Origin of the sequence: Coleofasciculus chthonoplastes PCC 7420, from assembly GCF_000155555.1 — a bacterium.
Taxonomy (GTDB): Bacteria; Cyanobacteriota; Cyanobacteriia; order Cyanobacteriales; family Coleofasciculaceae; genus Coleofasciculus; species Coleofasciculus chthonoplastes_A.
In genome coordinates, this window is sequence record NZ_DS989853.1 from 238,248 (window position 1) to 259,368 (window position 21,121).

Annotated in this window: 20 protein-coding genes; 13 read left to right on the forward strand and 7 right to left on the reverse strand. The window is 44.4% G+C overall.

The annotated features are described in order from the left end of the window. Positions 1-52: 52 nt before the first annotated feature. Positions 53-181, reverse strand: a complete 129-nt coding sequence (locus tag MC7420_RS43410; RefSeq protein WP_269546315.1) for a hypothetical protein — start codon at positions 179-181, stop codon at positions 53-55. Positions 182-450: 269 nt separating this feature from the next. On the opposite strand from MC7420_RS43410, the gene MC7420_RS19115 reads away from it, so the two are divergent. Then, positions 451-693, forward strand: coding sequence for a helix-turn-helix transcriptional regulator (locus MC7420_RS19115; protein ID WP_044208189.1), 243 nt, complete (start codon positions 451-453; stop codon positions 691-693). A 184-nt stretch (positions 694-877) separates the two neighbouring features. Further along, entirely contained in the window at positions 878-1,447 is a 570-nt protein-coding gene (locus MC7420_RS19120; RefSeq protein WP_006102358.1) for a hypothetical protein, read from the forward strand. A 172-nt stretch (positions 1,448-1,619) separates the two neighbouring features. Here MC7420_RS19120 and MC7420_RS39985 read toward each other — a convergent pair whose 3' ends face one another. After that, entirely contained in the window at positions 1,620-1,841 is a 222-nt protein-coding gene (locus tag MC7420_RS39985) for a hypothetical protein (protein ID WP_157453226.1), read from the reverse strand. 237 nt (positions 1,842-2,078) lie between these two features. Continuing rightward, on the reverse strand, positions 2,079-2,408 hold the full coding sequence (locus MC7420_RS39990) for a hypothetical protein (protein WP_157453227.1): 330 nt from the start codon (positions 2,406-2,408) through the stop codon (positions 2,079-2,081). A gap of 719 nt (positions 2,409-3,127) precedes the next feature. Between MC7420_RS39990 and glcD the strand changes: the two genes are divergently transcribed. From glcD to MC7420_RS19140, 3 genes are all read left to right on the forward strand, one after another. After that, positions 3,128-4,600 carry a glycolate oxidase subunit GlcD gene (gene glcD, locus MC7420_RS19130; RefSeq protein ID WP_006102120.1) on the forward strand — a complete coding sequence of 491 codons (1,473 nt, stop codon included), beginning with the start codon at positions 3,128-3,130 and terminating at the stop codon, positions 4,598-4,600. A 231-nt stretch (positions 4,601-4,831) separates the two neighbouring features. Beyond that, positions 4,832-5,650 (forward strand): hypothetical protein, encoded by an 819-nt coding sequence (locus MC7420_RS19135; protein ID WP_006102251.1) that lies wholly within the window; start codon positions 4,832-4,834, stop codon positions 5,648-5,650. A 24-nt stretch (positions 5,651-5,674) separates the two neighbouring features. After that, positions 5,675-6,310: a hypothetical protein gene (locus MC7420_RS19140; protein WP_006102178.1), complete on the forward strand. Its 636-nt coding sequence runs from the start codon at positions 5,675-5,677 to the stop codon at positions 6,308-6,310. A gap of 301 nt (positions 6,311-6,611) precedes the next feature. On the opposite strand, the gene MC7420_RS19145 is transcribed toward MC7420_RS19140, so the two are convergent. Further along, positions 6,612-7,508: an Rpn family recombination-promoting nuclease/putative transposase gene (locus tag MC7420_RS19145; protein WP_006102155.1), complete on the reverse strand. Its 897-nt coding sequence runs from the start codon at positions 7,506-7,508 to the stop codon at positions 6,612-6,614. A 73-nt stretch (positions 7,509-7,581) separates the two neighbouring features. Next, a complete protein-coding gene (mnmH, locus tag MC7420_RS19150; protein WP_006102151.1) occupies positions 7,582-8,631 on the reverse strand; it encodes a tRNA 2-selenouridine(34) synthase MnmH in 1,050 nt (349 codons plus the stop codon). Between the two features lie 154 nt (positions 8,632-8,785). Here mnmH and MC7420_RS19155 point away from each other — a divergent pair, with 154 nt between their 5' ends. From MC7420_RS19155 to MC7420_RS19180, 7 genes are all read left to right on the forward strand, one after another. Then, entirely contained in the window at positions 8,786-10,429 is a 1,644-nt protein-coding gene (locus MC7420_RS19155) for an adenylate/guanylate cyclase domain-containing protein (protein WP_006102163.1), read from the forward strand. A 180-nt stretch (positions 10,430-10,609) separates the two neighbouring features. Further along, positions 10,610-11,572 (forward strand): tetratricopeptide repeat protein, encoded by a 963-nt coding sequence (locus MC7420_RS19160; protein ID WP_006102132.1) that lies wholly within the window; start codon positions 10,610-10,612, stop codon positions 11,570-11,572. A gap of 193 nt (positions 11,573-11,765) precedes the next feature. Then, entirely contained in the window at positions 11,766-12,209 is a 444-nt protein-coding gene (locus tag MC7420_RS35445) for a hypothetical protein (RefSeq protein ID WP_006102125.1), read from the forward strand. A gap of 80 nt (positions 12,210-12,289) precedes the next feature. Then, positions 12,290-12,457 carry a hypothetical protein gene (locus MC7420_RS39995; RefSeq protein WP_157453228.1) on the forward strand — a complete coding sequence of 56 codons (168 nt, stop codon included), beginning with the start codon at positions 12,290-12,292 and terminating at the stop codon, positions 12,455-12,457. 136 nt (positions 12,458-12,593) lie between these two features. Further along, positions 12,594-14,246, forward strand: a complete 1,653-nt coding sequence (locus tag MC7420_RS42665) for an endonuclease/exonuclease/phosphatase family protein (RefSeq protein WP_006102235.1) — start codon at positions 12,594-12,596, stop codon at positions 14,244-14,246. 332 nt (positions 14,247-14,578) lie between these two features. After that, positions 14,579-16,297, forward strand: coding sequence for a lamin tail domain-containing protein (locus MC7420_RS19175; protein WP_006102311.1), 1,719 nt, complete (start codon positions 14,579-14,581; stop codon positions 16,295-16,297). Positions 16,298-16,453: 156 nt separating this feature from the next. Continuing rightward, a complete protein-coding gene (locus MC7420_RS19180; protein WP_044208193.1) occupies positions 16,454-17,926 on the forward strand; it encodes an alpha-amylase in 1,473 nt (490 codons plus the stop codon). 113 nt (positions 17,927-18,039) lie between these two features. Here the strand turns inward: MC7420_RS19180 and MC7420_RS19185 are convergent, their stop codons facing one another. Then, a complete protein-coding gene (locus MC7420_RS19185) occupies positions 18,040-18,942 on the reverse strand; it encodes an Rpn family recombination-promoting nuclease/putative transposase (protein ID WP_006102258.1) in 903 nt (300 codons plus the stop codon). A gap of 384 nt (positions 18,943-19,326) precedes the next feature. On the opposite strand from MC7420_RS19185, the gene MC7420_RS19190 reads away from it, so the two are divergent. Further along, positions 19,327-19,926 (forward strand): DJ-1/PfpI family protein, encoded by a 600-nt coding sequence (locus MC7420_RS19190; RefSeq protein ID WP_006102114.1) that lies wholly within the window; start codon positions 19,327-19,329, stop codon positions 19,924-19,926. Between the two features lie 147 nt (positions 19,927-20,073). Here MC7420_RS19190 and MC7420_RS19195 read toward each other — a convergent pair whose 3' ends face one another. Then, on the reverse strand, positions 20,074-21,048 hold the full coding sequence (locus tag MC7420_RS19195) for an AEC family transporter (protein WP_006102144.1): 975 nt from the start codon (positions 21,046-21,048) through the stop codon (positions 20,074-20,076). Positions 21,049-21,121 lie beyond the last annotated feature (73 nt).

Below are 21,121 nucleotides of genomic sequence, written 5' to 3' on the forward strand. Positions count from 1 at the left end.
CACATGACAAAACCACATAACTGTAGGGGCGTATAGCAATACGCCCATCAAATTATCGGCTAGAACTAATCTGCCAAGACAAGCGGCGTGGCTGTTTACGACAGTTGAACCCATCTGCACGAAAAGACGCAACAATCCTGTCGCCTTCAGCTTGCAGGCGAAGCCATTGAGTGTGTTTCATTGTTATGATTTGAGTTAGTGTTTTTTAGTCAAGGGCGATTGGGCATAAACGTAAATATGCGATCGCCCGTTCTTTGTGGAAAATACGCATCCGGTGCTAAAGCCTTGAATTAGAACTCGTCGTCTTTCCCATCACCTCCTAATCTGGCGTCGTGTGAGAAACTACCCATAGACAGACAGGGAAACAGGAAGTATGGGGACTTCCCCAAATGTTTCCCCATGCTTTTTGTTTGTTGTCCAATTAGGACAAGTTGTCCTTTGCTGATTAAAATGGTAGACGATACAGATTGGAATAGCAACCCTCACTTGCCAACTCTTAGACAAGTTCGTGAACGCCTGAATATGACTCAGGAAGAATTTGCGCGTGAACTGGGGACAACAACCCGAACCATTGGACGTCACGAAAGAGGGGAACACAAGCTGAGGCTGACTTTAGGGCAAATCAAACGTTTAAAAGAACTTCTGGAACAGGCGGGAATGTCAATTGATGACTTACCCGACGATATTGATTGAGACGGTATCAGTTCATCCGGTGTCTCAAGACTAGGCAGCAACAGGAATAGAGTTAGGCTGAGAGAGGGAGTGCGATCGCGTGTTTTGGGGTGGAGAATGCGATCGCTCCAAAAAGCTTTCCCATGTTACCGTTGCTTTATAATCACAGGAGTCTAACCCTAATCTAGGTGCGCTAAAAATTCAATTGACTACTATTGGTTCCTATCAAGTAAAAGTCCAACTTCAATCTGCTGGTGAGCAATTGGCGGTGCTTTCTCCCGCTACAGAAGAGGAGATGCAAAATGATTGGACATTCAACTGGTCGAGTTTGTGGCAACGCACTGACTTTGATTGTCAAAACATTGTCAAACTTGTTTATTCAGGTCAGGTTTGGGGTTTAGTTCGATATGGTCTCTATCCTTATCCTGGCACACCGAGATTCTTAGAAATAGAACAACTAGAGGCAAATCCAACCAGCCGAGGAGAAAGAACGGATCGACTGCTTGTACCTATTGGCAAATGGTTAATTTGGTACTCTACCAAAGTTGGGCTGCAATATTGTTCAGGATCAGCCAATGATCCGTTAATTGGGTTGGTCTCTTTAGCTAGTGCAGTAGCCTATTATAGAGATGTGATTCAAATGGAGTATCTGGACGCTGTAACAATCGCGCCCGGTGAAGATGGATATGCCTTCAGATTTTTACGAACAGCAGCAGCCACCTTCTGTCAAAGACATGAACGGGAATGGGGAATCCCAACCCTCCTTGAGTCGTGATCAAGTCCAGGCGGGGACAAAAGTTGTCATGAATCATGCTCAACGGCAAGCTTTTCTCAAAACATCACCAATCGGTCAGATATTCGGCGTTGCAGATTTGCTCCCTGAAGTTGAACCAGTAACGCACAAAGCACCGAAGGAGTCTTCGCGGTCGAAACCTGTGAAGATATTGTTAGGGATAGCTAGAACCAGGGGGAATGTCAATCGACGACTTACCCGACGATATCGATTGAGGCGATATCAGTTCATCCGGTATCTCAAGACTAGGCAGCAATAGGAATAGAGTAAGACTGAGAGAGGGAGTGCGATCAGCTTGAGGAGTGCGCTCCCTTGCATCGCGTGTTTTGGAGTAGGGACGGTATGCGATCAGCTTGAGGAGTGCGCTCCCTTGCATCGCGTGTTTTGGGGTGTAGAATGCGATCGCGCTTACCTAACGATCCCAAAAAAAAGGGGTTGGAAGTATATCTAAACTTCTAACCCCATCAACCAGCCGATTAACAATTAAATAGGGACATCGGTCAAGAAACCGGGTTTTTGGGGGTGAAAAGTTGATATGGAGTTGTCATCCTCACGAGAAACCCGGTTTCTAGGAATACTTGACCGACGCTTTAGCCGACGAACATGGCAATATTTAGCAAGACTGCCGATAACGTGCGGCTGTGGCAGCGATAGAACCAATCATTAAGGCAAAACTTATTAGCATAGTGGGTTGGGACGTAGAACCATTATCATGATGAGGATTATGCTCAGGAATATGAGGCATAGTGCTAATGGGGAATCTTCTATTTGCCTCATTTACTTGAGCGGAAGCGTCATGGGTAAGTGTATTTGTTGATGTGCTGGTGTTATCAAAGGAAATAGCTGAGGCTTGTACCGCGTTGGCTGCAACAAAGCCAGACATGAGGGTAATGCTGGTAGCGAGTAAGCTGGAGCTTAGGAGACGTAAAGGTAGTTGTTTCATGTTCAATAGAGGGGGAATAGGTTTAGAAAACTTAGGGTACTCTGACTTAAAAACGTAATAAGTAGTAACCCCTTATAGTTCTCTACTTTACTGAATCCGTGATTGTCTTGTCTATAGAGATTGAATGATTTTACAGAAGATTCAGCAAGGCTTATAGATTTGTAAATTCTAAGTAAATATGAATTTCAGTTTAATTTAGGTTAAAAAAATGATAAATTTAAAAGTCAAGACAAGTAAATTCATGGGGTTCTTCCGGACTTAGTGTGCTAAATACGGAAGACCTAGAGCTATGCGCCGCAAGAGAGCTTGCATTCCGAGGACTATGGAAAGAATACGGGAAGCATCTTCAGCCAAAGTGACGTCAAGAGTCCAATGAGCTTGGTTTTCAATCCCCAGCTCTGATGTAAAGTACATTTTTTGTCGGTAGTCAAGAATCTGAAACCCCCTATCTATCACCCTTGCTAGAGACAAAAACGGCATAAAGCGAGATTTGTTAAGGGTTACAACAAGGGTTGACTAATGAGGTAAGATATGCATGGTTGAAATAAAAGCCTTAATTCCCTGAAAATAGTATTTTATCAACCTTTTTTTGATGAAGGACGAAGGGCAGGTTTTGTTGATGGGTTATCGGTTGCAGGTAAACTGAATGGCAACACTCGCCCCTACCGTCTAACGTTTAATGTTTAACTTCCCCGTAGCGGTACTCGTGAAATCGACCTATGTTGACCCAAGCCAAGTCCAAACGGAACTGGAAACCCATTATCAAGGAATTTGAAGCCGTTATTGGTAAAAAGGGTGTGGTTCGCCGCAAGGAGGAATTACTCACCTACGAATGTGATGGATTACCCAGTTATCGCCAACGCCCCGCCTTGGTGGTACTCCCCCGCACGACTGAACAAGTTGCGGCTGCTGTTAAGCTTTGCGATCGCTATAATATCCCTTGGGTGGCGCGAGGTGCAGGCACAGGCTTATCGGGCGGTGCTTTACCCGTAGAAGATTGTGTCTTAATCGTCACCGCCTTGATGAAGCGTATCCTGGATGTTGACCTAGACAATCAACGCATTGTGGTTCAACCTGGAGTCATTAACAACTGGGTTACCCAAGCCGTCAGTGGTGCCGGATTCTATTATGCCCCAGACCCCTCCAGTCAGATTATATGTTCCATTGGCGGTAATGTGGCTGAAAACTCTGGCGGGGTTCATTGTCTCAAATATGGTGTGACCACAAACCATGTTTTGGGGTTAAAACTGGTAGTTCCCGATGGGTCAATTGTCGATGTCGGTGGCACCATTCCGGAAATGCCGGGATATGATTTAACCGGGTTATTTGTGGGTTCAGAAGGCACATTAGGAATTGCCACAGAAATTACCCTGAAAATTCTCAAAACCCCAGAATCCATCTGTGTGGTTCTGGCTGATTTTACCAGTATAGAAGCCGCAGGTGCTGCCGTTGCCGATATTATTGGTGCAGGGATTATTCCAGCCGGAATGGAAATGATGGATAATCTCAGCATCAACGCGGTAGAAGATGTGGTGGCGACAGGGTGTTATCCCAGAGATGCGGGCGCCATTTTGTTAGTGGAATTGGATGGGTTAGAGGTAGAAGTCAGCACCAACAAAAAGCGTGTGACTCAACTCTGTCAACAGAATGGGGCGCGGACGATTACCACCGCCAGTGACCCCGAAACGCGGTTAAAACTATGGAAAGGACGCAAAGCTGCATTTGCGGCGGCGGGACATCTGAGTCCCGATTATTTTGTCCAAGATGGGGTAATTCCTCGGACACAGTTAGCGCAGGTACTTAAAGACGTTGAAGCCTTAAGTGAAAAGTATGGCTATCGGATTGCCAATGTCTTTCATGCTGGCGATGGCAATTTACATCCTTTGATTCTGTACGATGAATCAATTCCCGGTGCATTTGAGCAGGTAGAAGAATTAGGGGGAGAAATCCTACGACTTTGTGTGAATGCAGGCGGGAGTATTTCGGGGGAACATGGGATTGGTGCAGATAAGAACTGTTTTATGCCCGATATGTTCAGCGAGGCGGATTTGGAGACTATGAAATGGATTAATCAGGTGTTTAATCCCAAAGGCTTGGCGAATCCCGGAAAAGTATTTCCCACCCCTCGCACCTGTGGGGAAGCCGCGAATGCCCAAAAGTCAGTCCAGTTTAAGGATGTGGAACGGTTTTGAGGTTTGTACTAAGTTTGTAGTAAGCGCTTTAGCGCTATAAACGCTCGCATCTTACGACAAACCTCTAAGAGGTACTTATGTGGGGCGCAAGCCTTCATCCGTATCAACTTAAGGTAGAACATCAATGATAGTAAAAGAAGGGCGGGTTTAGTTACATTAAGGGTTGTCTCCAAAATGTTATCAGTAAAACCCGCCCCTACACCTCCATAACTCCGCCCCCACTCCTTTAATATGAGCCAACCAGAATTCGCCAACAGTATCTTTCCGAGTTCCTATTCCCTAGTCCCAGTTAACTATTTTTCCAGAAAATGTTGGCAATTAAGCTTAGGTTTACTATGGATATTTGTACCCAGTTGGGGGAACTCATATTGCCAAACGTTAGACACCATCCCAACCCCAATTCCAGAAATAAACCTGACGGCTCAATCTGAAACCCCATCAAACTCAGCCGCCCAGGAATTGGAGTTAAATCCAGAGATTATTGAGGATAGTCCCGTATTACAACGCTGGTTGCAAGACGTACCCAATGTTTTAGAGGAAATACGCCATGACCCCAGTTTTCGCACCCGCTTCCGGTTCGGCTATTCCCAGTTTCCCTCAACTGAACAAGCGGGAGGATTAAATATCGGCGTCGAAGATATTTTTATCAATCGTAGCGGGTTTACCGTCAGTGGGGATTATCACACCTCATTTAATGGCGATCGCGAAGCTTATGGTGTAGACTTGCGGTACTATCTGCGTCCTTTAGGGCGTTATGTGAATGTGGCTCCCCTGGTGGGTTATCGCTATCTGGAGTCAAACGATTATACCACAGATGGTGTAAATCTCGGTGTGAAATTGCAGTTAGTTTTATCTCGCACAGGTGCGGCTGATATATCTTTAACCCAAAGTTTTGTCTCCCCAGGGAGTGAGGATGAAGTGGGTTTAACCACCTTGTCAGTTGGGTATGCGGTTACCCCAGACTTGCGCTTATCCACCGATATTCAGAAGCAAAACTCGATAGAAGAAAAAGATAGTCGAGTTGGGATTATACTGGAGTGGATGCCTTAATTTTGCAGCGTTAATATAACCAAAATGCTAAGTGAAAAACGTCGCAGTGGGAAAACCCCAAAATCCAAGAAGCGAAAATTTTCTAGCTTCAATAAAAGCGAGGCATTTCAGTTACTAGGACTCACCGATTTGCTCCCTTGGATTCTGCAAACAGAACCTGTTCAACTCAGTGCCTTTTTCCAAGAACACCTTACCCGACTCAACCGCAACTTTGACCTGGAAAGCTATGAAGAGTCTAAAAAGCTTTTAATTGATGCCATCTGCGATGAAGCCATTAACCCCTGTGAGCGTCTCAAAATCTGGAAAGGAGCGCAACTGGAAAGTGATCAGTTAGCGGGATATGTGGATTACCTGATTGCTGAACGTAAGCGATTTCTGGATATGCCGAGGCTGTGTATCATTGAAGCCAAAAAAGATGACTTTGAGCAAGGACTAGCTCAATGCTTGGTCGAGATGCAAGCCTGTCACTGGAATAACCAACAGAAGAATTATACCATAGATAGTCTGGGAATCGTTACCAATGGCGAAGGCTGGAGATTCTACAAACTAGATATCAATGGAATTGGCTATGAAACGCCCCTGTACTCAACGGGAGACATGGAACTTTTACTCGGACGGCTGCGCTATATTTTTCAACTCTGTCAACAAAATCTGCCGTAACCGAAAAAAGGCAGATGTATAGCGCTACGCGGGGAGGGAATAGGCAATAGTCAATTGGCAATAGTGAAGAAAAACGCTTACCTTACAAGGGATTGACCCTTCGACTTACCTCGACTTCGCTCGGTACAAGTCGCTCAGGGTCAAGCGATTTGAATTTTTCTTTTATGTCCTAACCTTAGTGCGTAGTTAAGCAAGATCCCCGACTTCTCCAAGAAGTCGGGGATCTGTCTATGTACCTCACTTACTTGAAAAGCGCTGTATAATATCAAAGATTCGTTTCATCTGTATAACTTTAAGCTGACTATCTCTCCATCAACCAATTTTCCAAATCTTCCAGACTGTCGAACTCTAAGAAATCTTCTCCTAAACTTTCCAAATCTTCAATAGATAAATTCTGAACTTGACGGCTTGTTTCCACAGAAATTTCTCCAAAACGCTTTTTGAGTAGTCGCAGGATTAATCGCGATTCTCCTTTTTGCTCACCTTTTTGTTCGGCATAAATTATCCGTCCTTTCTCGTCTTGTAACATCATCCCCCGCCTATCTACTATATCTAATTCTTCCACTGTCATATTGGCTTGGTTAGCCAGATTTAAGGCGAATTTTATTTCCGATACTTCTCCTAAACTCTCAGGGATATCCTCCAACATCGCAGCTTCTCGCAGAAAATAAATCCACTTATCTGTCAAACTTGTTAACTCTGAGAGAGTTTTATTAAACTTAGGTAATTCAACAAAGATTAGCTGTAATTCCTGATTGAGAATCTCAAACTTTTTCTCTCTCTCCTGAAACACAAATTTATTGATGACATCCTCTGTTTCTTGAAAGAGGATAAAATCTGTAATAGTAACTGCCATGGCTGGATTAAGTCGGGGGTAATCTTCTCCTTTTACTAGCTGGTTGGCATAAGCTTTTGCCAAGTTATAAGCCACCCTTTTATTGAAGGCAGCCATTGAAGCAATTTGCATTTCTATTACTACAATAGAGCCATCAGCTAAAACGGCTTTAACATCTAAATAGGTGTCTTTTAAGCTGAGGGTCTGACCGGGATTGTAGGGGTTGACGATGGTTAAGTCTTTAATAACTTGATCTCCATCATAAACAATAGCATTCAGAAAGCTGATCAATATCTCTTTGCTTTGTTCTGAACCAAATATTTTCTTAAAAGCATAATCTACTTTTGGGCTTATAAACCTCATATTTGAATCCTTTGTTTATCACTATTTATTTAATATATTTTATGCGATCCCTGACATACTTCCCTATCTGCCCTCATGACTCAAACGGCTCAAGCAACGCTTCTACGGTAGTATCCGATACCTCATCAATCTCTATAATACGTGAGGCTTCTTGGTACAGATGCCCAATTGAACGACGGTAGGCTGGATCATAGTGGTGACTCAGCAATTCTCCGACTAATGTATGCCATTGTTCGGTGTCAATTAGATGATACCAGTGCCGAATTGTTTGCCCACCGTAGCGCGATTTCAAATAGACTAGCTTGCGTTTCAATACGTCGGGATGGCTGATGAAGTGGGGATACTCGTGCAGCAGCCGTTCGATTCTTATCCCTTGGGGAAGTTGAATTTCTATACAGTTCGCCTGCTTCATCTGTTGCCAAAGGGAGGGGGGCAAATAACGCTGTCCAATTTTATTGCTTTCGGCTTCTACCCAAATCGGCTGACTGGCGTCAAAGCGTTGTAATGCCAACAGCAGTAAGGATTCAAACTGTTTTTGCGACGGTTGAGGGGTTGGTTTATCGTGCCACTGTTGACCGAGTAGGGAACCGCGATGATTTGCCCAACCTTCTAAATCAAGGACTTGGACGCCGCGTTGCGCTAACTGGTGTAAAATATAGGTTTTCCCGCTACCTGTGAAACCAGATAACACCTGAAATGTAAACTGGGGCGGTAACGTTTCGAGTTGCTGGCGCACATAAGTGCGGTAGGTTTTATAGCCCCCTTCTAGAACAGTCACTCGCCAGCCAATTTGATTTAAGACGCCAGCCAGACTATGAGAACGTTGACCCCCACGCCAGCAGTACACCAGAGGATGATAGTCTTTGTCTTTAGCGGCAAAGTGAGACTCAAGATGTTGAGCAATGTTACGAGCAACCAGGGCGGCACCCAGTTTCCGGGCTTGGAAGGGGGAGACTTGTTTGTAAAGGGTTCCCACTTTCGCCCGTTGTTCGTCATCGAGGATGGGTAGGTTGATCGCTTGGGGCAGATGATCCTCAGCAAACTCACTGGGGCTGCGAACATCAATAATCTCAGTATAGGTTTCTAGCCAGGGTGCTTGAGTGTATGTGAGCGATCGCGCCATGCTGATTTGTCTAGAGTGATGGATAAAGTCCCGATTGCCAACCTTTTCTAGTGTATCGGAAGCCTCAGGTGGGAGATTGACCACAAGCGACTGGGAGCAACTTCCCAGCATTCGCTATCTTAAATGAAATGATCATTAAGGGTGAGGATGGGGCGTGTCTTACTTAATTTACGATCCCGATACTCCTAATCAAAAAGTTTATACCTTGGAGTCGGGGATTAATACCATCGGGCGTGAAGACGATAACACAATTGTCGTACTTCATGGGTATCTCTCTCGTCACCATGCCCAAATCGTTATTTGCTCAGACTCAGACAGTGCCACACTGACGGATCTGCAAAGTCTCAATGGCACGTTTGTTAACGAGTGTAAAATTGAGGAATGTCAAATTAAACATGGAGACTTAATTCGCTTCGGTAGCGTGTTTTTCAGATTTGTGAAAACCCTGCCCTCGCCTCAAGAGAAACCGCTCAATGAAGACACCTCCAATCTTTCGATTCTCCGGCAAGTTTCACCGGAGAAGACGCAGATCACGATGCGAGAGTTACTGCAACCCGATAAAGCTGAACATTCGGTTCTGAAACTCCGCAACCAAGATGCTCATCAGCGATCCGTTAATAAATTACAAATTTTGCTAGAGGTGAGTAAACAGCTTTCCTCTCCTGAAGAACCGGATCGACTGATGCAAAAAATTTTGGATCTATTGTTTGAGATCATGCAGGTAGATCGGGCAGCGATTTTGATGGTTGATGAACAGACCGGAAAATTGGAACAGAAAGCGGTGAAACTGCAATCTGATTATCAAGATAATACTCAGTTTTACAGCAAACGGATTGCTAATTTTGTTCGCAAGCAAGGCAATGGCATCTTAACGGATGATGCCCGAATTGACACCTTGTTTAATGATTCCGTCTCGATTCTAAAACAAGGGATTCACGCCGCGATGTGTGTTCCGCTCAAACCGAGAGATACGGTTATCGGTGTTTTGTACGTGGATAACTTATCGATGACGCATCTCTATTCTGATGAAGATTTGGAGTTCTTAACCTGTCTGGCAAACCAAGCCGCGATCGCGATCGAGAATTCTCGCCTTTATACCCAGATGGAGGCGGAGGCGGTGATGCGAGATAAATTGGAACGATTCTTTCCGCGAACGGTGAGTCGTAAGCTGCGGGAGGAAGGCAATTTAGAAATTGTTGATACGGAAGTAACAGCGCTGTTTGCGGATATTAGTAACTTTACTAAAATGTCCTCCCAAATGGAACCTCGGCAAATTATTGAAATGCTGAATGAGTATTTTCAGGTGATGGTTGAGGAGATTGTTTTCCCCTATGAAGGAACATTAGAAAAATATATTGGTGATGCATTGCTAGCGGTTTGGGGCGCTCCCTATCGCAAACCCAATGATGTCGATTTAGCTGTAAAAGCGGCGATTGATATGCAATGGGCAGTTCGTCGTTTAAATCAAGTATGGATTCAACGCAAAAGACGACCGATTCAAATTCACATCGGCTTAAATACGGGGAATGTGGCGGCGGGAAATATCGGTTCGGCAAAACTGATTCAATATGCCACGATTGGTGATACCACGAATGTGACCAGTCGGATTTGTAATTTAGCCAAACCCAATGAAATTTTAATCGCTCAAAGTACCTTAGATAAACTTAATGACCGAACCATTCCTGTGGAAAAGATGCCGCCAATGCGAGTGAAGGGAAAAGCTAAACCGTTAGATCTATATCGAGTTTTGTGGTATAAAATAAATCAGGAAAAGGTAATGCAAAACGGAGATAAGTAGATACAGCAGTTTGCTCTGCTATGCGGTACATGATTGAATATTTAACAAAATTCCTTTAAACTCTAAAATTGATTGGGACTGTATTCCAGAATCAATGGGGGTTATACATTGAAGCGTCTTGCCAAAATCCTTAAATCAATCGGCGTTGTTTTCGGTTTTATCGTCAGCAGTTTTGGACTAATGATAATTTTAGGCTTAATTTTACCTGCTGTTTTGGAATACAAGCGAAATCTGGCAATTAATTATAATCGACAAGCCGAAACGCTTTATCAGGCAAGACAGTATGAGCAGGCAATTGAGATTTACAACAAAGCGATTCAAGCTTATCCAAATTTGGCGTTGTCATACTACAATCGTGGCAATTGCTTTTTTGCCTTAAATGACTATCAAGAAGTCTTGCAAAATTATAATGATGCGCTTAAACTGAATCCTAGCTATCCACAAGCCTATAATAACCGAGGAAATACGTACTATTTACTAGGGGATTATCATCAAGCGATCGCGGATTATACGCAAGCGGTTAAATGTAATCCTAAGTATGAGCGTGCTTACTATAATCGCGGCAATGCTTACTATAATTTAAGCGAGTATAAACAAGCGCTGTTAGACTTTAGTTATGCCATTCAACTCAATCCTGATTATGCTGAAAGTTATAATAATTTAGGGAATACCTATATAGCCTTAAATCAATATCAACAAGCGATTGACAGCTACGATAAAGCGATCGCGATCAATCCCAACTATGCTCAAGCCTATAATAATCGCGGCAATAGCTACTACTATTTAAATAACGTCGTGCAAGCCATTAGCAACTATGCCAAAGCCATTACGCTGGATAGTCAAAATCATGAAGCCTATAATAATCGCGGCAATGCTTACTATGCCCTACAAAAATATAAAGAGGCACTCAAGAATTACGACCAAGCTTTAACCCTTTGTCCGAATCATATTGAATCCTATTATAATCGCGGCTTAGTTCAGATTAAACTGAAGCAAAAACAAAAGGCGATCGCGGATTTGCAGCAAGCGGTTAAATTGGCGCAGCAGCAAGGAAATCAGTTATTGCTAGGCGTGATTAAAGACGCCGTTGAGAAACTGCAAATGAATCAAGAAATTCCCAATGTTTTACCAAGTCAAAGCTAATTTTTTGTCCCCCGGATGTGACTAAACCCGCCCGTTAAATGTTTAAAGCCTAAATTTAAAGCGAGTAAGAGAGAGAAATGAGTGTATTCAAGCCATCTGCTGGCAATATCAAGCGAGGAACTTAGTCTTTCCACCCTTAACCTATGTCCCATACAATGCTTATCGTAATCGTCTTTATTCTCCCGATGAATTAATGGGCGATTATCAAGTTGGGGTAACAGGAAGCTATGGTCATACCCTGGATGGTCGAGTCTATGACCATTATGTCAACAATGGCAAAGATCACCCCGCCAGTATTCTAGAAACCCTCGCCCAACGGTTACATGATCATGCGATTACCGATGCTTTAGAAGAACTGATTGATGGGCGAAATGTTGTGGCAATTATGGGCGGACATTCTCTGAAACGGAGTGATCCCAACTATATAAAAGTGGCGCAAATTTCTGGAGAATTGACCCGTCGCGGCTATTTAATGACCAGTGGTGGCGGACCCGGTGCCATGGAAGCCACCCATTTAGGGGCATGGTTTGCCTATCGTTCCCAGGTGGAATTAGAGGATGCGGTGGAGATTCTAGCGGCTTCTTTGCCAATAGTGTCCGGGAAGAAGGATTACTCGCGATCGCGAAATATGGGGTAATCTATTCTCCAGGGAGTGCCGGAACCATTCAAGAAATCTTCCAAGACGCTTGTCAGAACCATTACAACTCCTTTGGTGTGGTGAGTCCGATGATTTTCTTAGGCGAAGATTACTGGAAATGTAAAAAACCCGTGTTTCCGTTATTGGCGCAATTAGCGGCGGGGAGAGAATACAGTTCACTGTTGGCGATTACCGATTCCGTAGATGAGGTGATTCAACAAATTGAACAATTTGCCGCCACATTATAACTAATTTTGTGTTCAATATCGGTAGGGGCGACCCGCTGCATCAATTAACAACACTCGTCCATTCAATTAACTCGGGTCGCCCTATCTCCACTTTCGGTAACAGAGACTATTTCTTTGCCGTTTATTCAAAAACAACATGACCAATTCAACCCATTCCATTCCGCCCGTCGATTTAGTCATCGTCATCGACACCAGTCCCTCAATGCGAGATGAAGCCCAAGCCCTAAGTCAAGCCGCCGCTGCTGCAATTAAAGCCGCCAGTTCTAGCTGTCCGTCCGATTTACGAACCGAATGGTTTGGCATCGAAGGGACTTGGAAAAATACCAATTTTAGCCGCCGAATTCGCGACTATCTAATCCAAGAGTGCAACGCGCCGGAAACTGAAATTCGGGCAAGAAAACGGGGTGAACTCAAAGATGCAGGCGCCCAAGAAGACGCCGCCCGTACCATTGAAGATATTGCCAATCACTTTAACTGGCGCGAGGATGCAGCGAGGGCAATCTTTTACCTAGGGGATGAAGCCTTAGAAGCCGGAGGTTCTCAAACCACCCAAGAGGATATTGAAGCCGCTAATCGCGCCATATCCCAGGCAAAAGCTGCTAATGTCACGATTCACACGTATTTGGGTAAATCGAAGAGTAAGTATCGAGACAGTATTCAAAGCGAATATGCCAGAGTCGCCTCAGAAACCGGGGGACAAGCCTTTACTGAACAAGACACCCTCAAAGGCTTTGAAGCTGTTCTAGAAAAAGTCATTTGTGGCAGTTGTGCATCGCAACCAGAAACACCCTCAAAACGTCCAGTTCGCCAGAAAACACTGAACGTTGGCACATTCAACCTTTATAATCTGGTTCTGCCCAATGTCACCTATTACGAAACCAATAAATATAGCCCAGAACTTTATCAGCGCAAAAAGACTTGGATTGCCCGTCAAATCGAACAAATGGACGCCGATATTATCGGGTTCCAGGAACTGTTTCACGAGGAAGCCTTGCGGGAAATCCTCACCGAAACCCCAGACTGTGCCAATGCTAATCTAATTACCGCCAATCCCACCGGGGACAAACCAACTGTCGCGTTGCTGTCGAAAGTTCCGGTTCTCAACCACCAAATCTTCACCGAATTCCCCGAAAAGGCACGTCTAGACATAGAAGGGACAGCCATTCCTCTGCATAGCTTTTCCCGTCCCCTGTTATCGGTTGATCTTGCCTTAAGTGATACGGTTGAATGTACTGTATTTGTGGCTCATCTTAAGTCTAAACGCCCTATCATACCTGAAGATGCCGATCGCAGTGACCCCATGGAAAAAGCCAAGGGACAAGCCCGGGCGTTACTGCGTCGGGCGGCTGAAGCCACAGCATTACGGGTGATTCTCATGGAAACGCTGCAAAACCGCAAACGTCCAGTCATTGTGATCGGGGATTTAAATGATAGTGGTTTAGCCGTAACCAGTAAAATTATCTCCGGTGAACCCCCTTGGGAAAAACTAAGATTTGCCCAAAAGCAGGAAATCTGGGACGTACTGCTTTATAGTGTCAAGGACATTCAGGCGCGTCAGAGTTACGGTGATTTCTACTACACCCATATCTACAACGGGTACTACGAGAGTTTGGATCATATTATGGTAAGTGAAGAATTGGTGGCACAAAATCCGGATCGCATCGGTAAGGTGACGTATGTTTCTGTTTATAATGATCATCTCATCGATGAAACCTTGAGTTACGAAGACATGAAAAAATGGAAGTCAGATCACGGACAAGTTGTTGCCTCGATTCGACTGGAATCTTAAGCCAATCTTTAATTTGATTGACAAAAGGACGGCAAATAGGTTGACTCATTAATATCAATAACGGCGAAAGCCTTGTAGTGCGTTTAGCGAAGCCATGCCGCAGGCTTTGCATCTTGCTCGCTACTAATACCCAATTTAAATGCATGACAGCTTAGGTAACGTGAAACGTATTACCCGGTCAGATTTGTAGGGTGGGCAAGGCTTATAAGCCTTGAAATCCTAATATTATCGTTCTTTGTTCTTGCCCACCTCACAGTAACGTGAAACCTATTACCAGTACAGCAAGATATGAGTTGACGATTTACCCTTTATTCACGTTCAGGAGAAAAATGATGACGACTCAATCCCCACTCTCATCACAGCAACGAGTTGGAATTATTCCCGCCTTAAAAGCCGATCGCCAATCTAACACATGGCATACCGTTAAATTTGATCCCCCGTTTCCTCAGGATACCCAAGTCGCCGTTATCCCGATGACGCAAACCTATAACGGACCCGAAACGCCAGGGTTAAGGATTCGCCATGTTACCCCAGAAGGATTCGAGATTCGCTTTGATGAAATCGTCGCCCAGGGACGTTCGGCGGATGGGGCGCATCTGGATGAAACCGTCGCCTGGATTGCCTACTCTGTATCTACCCAAAAGGATGATACACCAGGAACACCAGGAACAGGAGAAGAACCCCCCTTTCCCCCCGAATCTCTTGAGATAAACGCCGATACAATTTATCAGCTACTGTGGGAACACGATGAGAATCAATTCTCAGTGAGTCCCCGCAACAGTTCCGGCGACTGGGAAAACCTAGAGGCTGATATTTTATTAGATGAACAGGTGAAAGCAGCAGGTCAACGCGAAATTGATTTAGCCACTCATCCTCTCTTCCATACAGTAAATGAAGCGAAACTATTTGACAAAGATCGCACCTATTCCAGCTTTATACAACTTTTAGATAACTACGCCATTCGTGTGGCTGAACCCGAAAAGACGGTCGAGGAAGAAGTCCAAGAACAGCAAGCGTTCTTGGCACAAATCATTAAAACAAAGCCCATGCAGCTTGCCCGGACTTATATCAATCAAAACTTGGGCGAAAGTCTTTCGGAAGAAGAATTCCGCACCAAGCTACAGCGGATCTGGTTTGAACTTTATACGAATCACTATGGCGGTAAATCGACTGAGTTTGCCTCTGGCTTTGAACATGTATTTGTCGGCGAGGGCAAGTTCGATATCCATTCGGGAAGTAAAAAAGAAAACTTTGGCAAAATTTCCGGTTATCACTCATGGGTGAAGTTTTACCTGGATGAAAAGAATCAGCGGGTCAATTATTTAGGCTACAAGTATGACTTAAAAGGAGAGGATGGTTCCCAAAATCCCAATGTTGTCACCTTGCAGATGATTAATAATGTGATTGATATGCAAGGAAACGTAATTGCCAAACTGTTTAAACCCAAAGGCGGCTTCTTCGTGGGTCCGAGTCCCGAATGTGAAATGGCAATGGCAACGGTTGCCTATTACGAAAGTGTTCATGGCAAAATTACGGACAAGCGCCGGATTACTATTAATGACGCTACCTATAATTTAGTCTTGTATCGCAGCACGAATCCCAATGGCAGTCGCGGCGAATTTATTCGTTCCTTTTTCCCCATTTTCTTGGCAATGGATGATGGCGAAACACCGGACACGGATGAACCTGTTGTTGAGCCAATTGATGAAGTGACAAACAACAACGGTGATGTTGTCATTTTCGCCAGCCAACCCAACCCAGAAGGCAGTGATGAGGGGAATGAGTGGGTTGAGTTAAAGAATACCACGAGTAATCCGATTGATTTATCGGGTTGGAAACTGCAAGATAAATTAGACCGTCCCGAAGATATTAGTGGCACGCTGCAACCGCAGGAAGTCAAGCGATTTACCATTTCGCGAGCCAATTATACGACTATGCAATTGGGGAACAGTTCAGGTATTATTGCATTAATTGATTCTGCTGGAAATGAGGTGGCAATGGTCAGTTATGGTTCCGCTAGTTCGGGTGAAGTGATTCGGTTTGTGTCCTAAAGAATAGTGTTGTGTGGGGGTGGGGTTCACGCCTTGATGTTAACTGAAGCGAAAACATCTTCAATACCTTGAGACAAACCCCTGCCTAACCCTCCCCTTGTTAAGGGGAGGGAACTAATATTTTACTCATTCGCTGTAAAAAAAAAGAGGTTTCACATGTCAATCAACGGCACAATGATGCAATATTTCCACTGGTACATTGATCCCAATCTAATCCTGTGGAATGACGTTAAAACTAAGGCGCAAGAATTAGCCGATGCTGGATTCACCGCGTTATGGCTACCTCCCGCCTACAAGGGAATGGGAGGCACTTATGATGTCGGCTACGCCGTGTACGATATGTATGATCTCGGAGAATTTGATCAACATGGTACTGTTCGCACTAAATACGGCACTCGTGAGCAATATTTAGCCGCAATCAACGCCTTACACGCATCAGGAATACAAGTTTATGGGGATACTGTCTTAAATCATCGCATGGGAGGTGAAGGGACAGAAATTGCTCGCGCTACTCCCTTTAATGAATATGATCGCCTGCATCCCAAAGGCTGGACAAGGGATATTAAAGCCTATACCCATTTTAAGTTTCCAGGGCGTCAGGGGAAATATTCTAACTTTGAATGGCATTGGTGGCATTTTGATGCGGTGGATTACGACGATTTCACCAAGGAACCGAATACCCTGTATCTATTTGAAGGTAAAACTTTTGATGATTATGTGGCATTAGAAAAAGGAAACTTTGCCTATTTAATGGGATGTGATCTGGATTTCCAGAGTCAAGATGTGCGTGATGAAGTCACTCGTTGGGGTAAATGGTATCTGGATACCACAGGCGCGGATGGTTTCCGTCTGGATGCGATTAAACATATTTCATCCTGGTTTTTCCCGCAATGGTTAGATGAGATGCGGTATCATGCGGGTAAAGATTTGTTTGTGGTGGGTGAATATTGGTTAAACAATATTGACACCTTACATTGGTATATCAATGCCGTTAATGGCAAAATGTCGGTCTTTGATGTACCACTCCACTACAATTTTTATTACGCTAGCCGATCCGGTGGACATTATGACATGGGGAGTATTCTCAATGGCACTTTGATGCAGCAACGTCCCACCCATGCGGTTACGTTTGTGGAAAACCATGATTCCCAACCCTTACAGTCATTAGAAGCCCCCGTAGAACCCTGGTTTAAACCCTTAGCGTATGCGATCATTTTATTGCGCCGCGAGGGGTATCCTTGTGTCTTTTATGCCGATTATTACGGTACAGAATACGAGGATTACGGCAAAGATGGCAATCGGTACAAGATTTTTCTTCCCTCTCACCGTTGGATTATTGACAAATTACTCTATGCTCGGAAACAGTATGCTTATGGGGATCAATACGATTACTTTGATCACTACAATACAATTGGTTGGACGCGCTTAGGGGATCACGCTCATCCGAAAGCCATGGCAGTGATTATGAGTGATAGTGTGCCAGGTTACAAGTGGATGGAAGTGGGTAAACCGAATGCCAAGTTCTATGATTTAACCGAACATATAAAAGAACCCATTTACACCAATGAATGGGGATGGGCAGAATTTCGGTGTAACGGCGGTTCTGTTTCCGTTTGGGTTCAAGAATAAGCGATGAATCAATGTAGGTTGGGTGGAGCGACAGCGATACCCAACATTTCCTTGAGGTATATGGCTCATAACGTTTGCATTGGTTGGGTTTCGTACCTTAACCCAACCTACGGCTACGGCGATCGCTCTTCCAGCCAACTCGACAAATCCGCTAAACTGTTGAAGTCTAAAAAATCTTCTCCTAAGCTTTCTAAATCTTCAAGAGATAAATCTTCAATTTGGCGGCTGAGTTTCGCCGGGATATCTCCAAAACGCTTTTTAAGTTGGCGCATGATTAAGGCAAGTGCTTCAGTGAGTCGTCCTTTTTCTTCGGCATAAGTAATTCGCCCTTTCTCATCTTGCAGCATCATCCCTCGGCGATCCACAATGTCCAACTCTTCTACTGTCATATTGGCTTGATTAGCCAGTTGTAAAGCAAATTCTATTTCCGATACTTCTGCCAAACTCTTAGGAATACTATCTAAACTTGCCGCCTCCTTCAGAAAATAAATCCATTTATCTGCCAAAGTACGTGCCTCAGACAGCGTTTTCTTGAATTTCGGTAATTCTACAAAAATTAGCCGCAGTTCATTTCCCAATATTTTAAACTTATCTTCTTCCTCATGAAAGGAAAATTTGCTGATTATTTTATCCGTATCTAAAAACAAGGTAAAATCCGTAATCGTCACCGCTATTGCTGGATTGATCAGCGGATAATCTTCTCCTTTTGCCAACTGGTTACTATAGGATTTTGCCAGATTATATGCCACTCGCTTATTAAACGCCGCCATGGAAGCGACTTGCATTTCTATGATCACAATCGAGCCGTCAGCCAACACCGCTTTTACATCTAAATAGGTTTCTTTTAAGCTAATCACCTGACCGGGATTATAGGGATTGACAATCGTTAAGGATTGAATCACTTTCTCACCGTCATAAATTATGGCATTTAGAAAGCTGATTAAAATTTCTTGACTTTGTTCAGAGCCGAATATTTTTTTAAATGCATAATCAACCTTGGGACTGATAAATCTCATTAGTCTCTCCTGTTTAAACCTGAAAAGATAGAAGATGTTTGAATCGTAACACAAAAACTCATGGCATCTTACCTTTACTCCGCCTAAAGTCCAAAGTAAAAGTGCACTGCTAAGTAGGTGAACACAATTAAAGTTAACTGTTGAGATTAGGGAACAGGGAACAGGGAATAGTAAGGGTTTGGGGGCTATTTACAAAACTTAATACAGTGTCGTTTTCCTTTGTCCGACTACTACCGAATTGACACCAATGATTTTACTTCGCAGAGGGGGTGCGATCGCACACCGCAACAGGACACCCCTTTTAGGGGAGTAGATTCAACGCTAGGATCAAGGATAATCATCATTGGAAGCGATCGCGTTGATGTATATGGAGGACTAAAAACCATGAGTGGAAAAAAGATTTTAATGGTCGTTGGTGATTTCGTCGAAGACTACGAGGTCATGGTGCCATTTCAGGCATTGCAAATGGTGGGACATACTGTTCATGCCGTTTGTCCTGATAAAAAGGCTGGAGACACCGTAAAAACGGCGGTTCACGATTTTGAAGGGGATCAAACCTACAGTGAAAAACCCGGTCATAACTTCGCCTTGAATGCCACATTCAGTGAGGTAGTAGCCGCCGATTATGACGCGCTGATGATTCCCGGTGGACGCGCCCCGGAATATATCCGCCTAAATGAGAGGGTTCTAGAAATAACCCGCCACTTTGCCCAAGCCAATAAACCCATCGCCTCTATTTGTCATGGATTGCAGGTTTTAGCCGCCGCTGGTGTGCTAGAAGGAAAAAGCTGTACCGCGTATCCAGCTTGTGGACCCGATGTAAAATCAGCAGGCGGATTATATACCAACATTCCGGTTAATGAAGCCATGGTTGATGATAATTTAGTCACCGCCCCCGCTTGGCCCGCACACCCGGCTTGGTTAGCCGAGTTTCTGAAATTGTTGGGGACAAAAATTGAACATCAACAGATGGCGGCGGTTTAACTGAGGAGCAATAACACTGAAAAGCGTGCAGGTTTGGATTGTCGAAACCCTTGCTATACCCCTATTTTTAAGCTTGCCAGCCCAGTAGGGTGGGCATTGCCCACCAGCCAAAATTTCACACTTGAGAACGAGGCTAACGAGGCTAGGCTACGCCCCAAATAAAAGTAACCAAATCGGTAAGGTAAGTAAAAGTCCTATCGAACCAACCGCCAGTGCTGTCACGGTTAACTCGCGATCAAGTTCATAAACTTCCGCGATGACTAAGGTGGCAAAGGCTGGCGGCATTGCCATTTGCAGGACGATCGCTAATTGCGGCTTACCAACTATGCCAAACTGTGATAACGCTATCCCTAACACTAAGGGGAGCAGTAACATTTTAATGCCCAGACCCACCCCCGCTTGTTTAACTTTGCGCCAAGACGCCAACTGACTCAAGCGCATACCAATCAGAACCAGTGAAAGCGCGATCGCACTCCAGGCAAATTTTTCCATTCCCTCTTCTAGCCATCCTGGTAACGGAACCTGACGCAACCCCAATCCGATGCCCATACTCCACAGCGCCGGATTAATCACCAGCGATCGCACTAACTGCCCATGACTCTTCTCACCCTGACCAAAACGTGCCGCTAACACTACCCCTAAACCATAAGCACCCAGTAAAGTTCCTAGCATGTCATAAAATAGCGCCCAACCAAAATAGTTTTTTCCCAACAAGGTTAGATTAACGGGAAACCCCAAATACCCTGTATTTCCTACCATCGACGCCAGCAAGAAACTCCCTTGAGTCGGTTTAGTCCACCCAGATGGAGTATCATTTGTCAAGCCTTTATTCGCGGCAAACTTCCCCCCACCCTTAATCCAAAACCAAGCCAATCCTGCACCCAACAAAATCGCCACCCAAGCCGCGATCGGGGCAATCCAAATCTTTCCCGATAGATCTGCACCCCGCAGAAACGTAATAATACTGATAGGAACTCCAATCCAGAACAGAAATTGACCAATAAACGTTGGTATCCACCGAGGCATCAAACGTCCCAACACCCATCCGAGTAGCACACCACCCCCTAGCTGGAGGTAAAGTTGGAACAAGGGTCGTAAACGCTCTGGATCTAAGCTGGGCATTAGAGAATGATCAAACAGACAACGGTTTTGATGATAAGTCAGTCTCCCAGAAAAGAAATTGGCACAAATTACA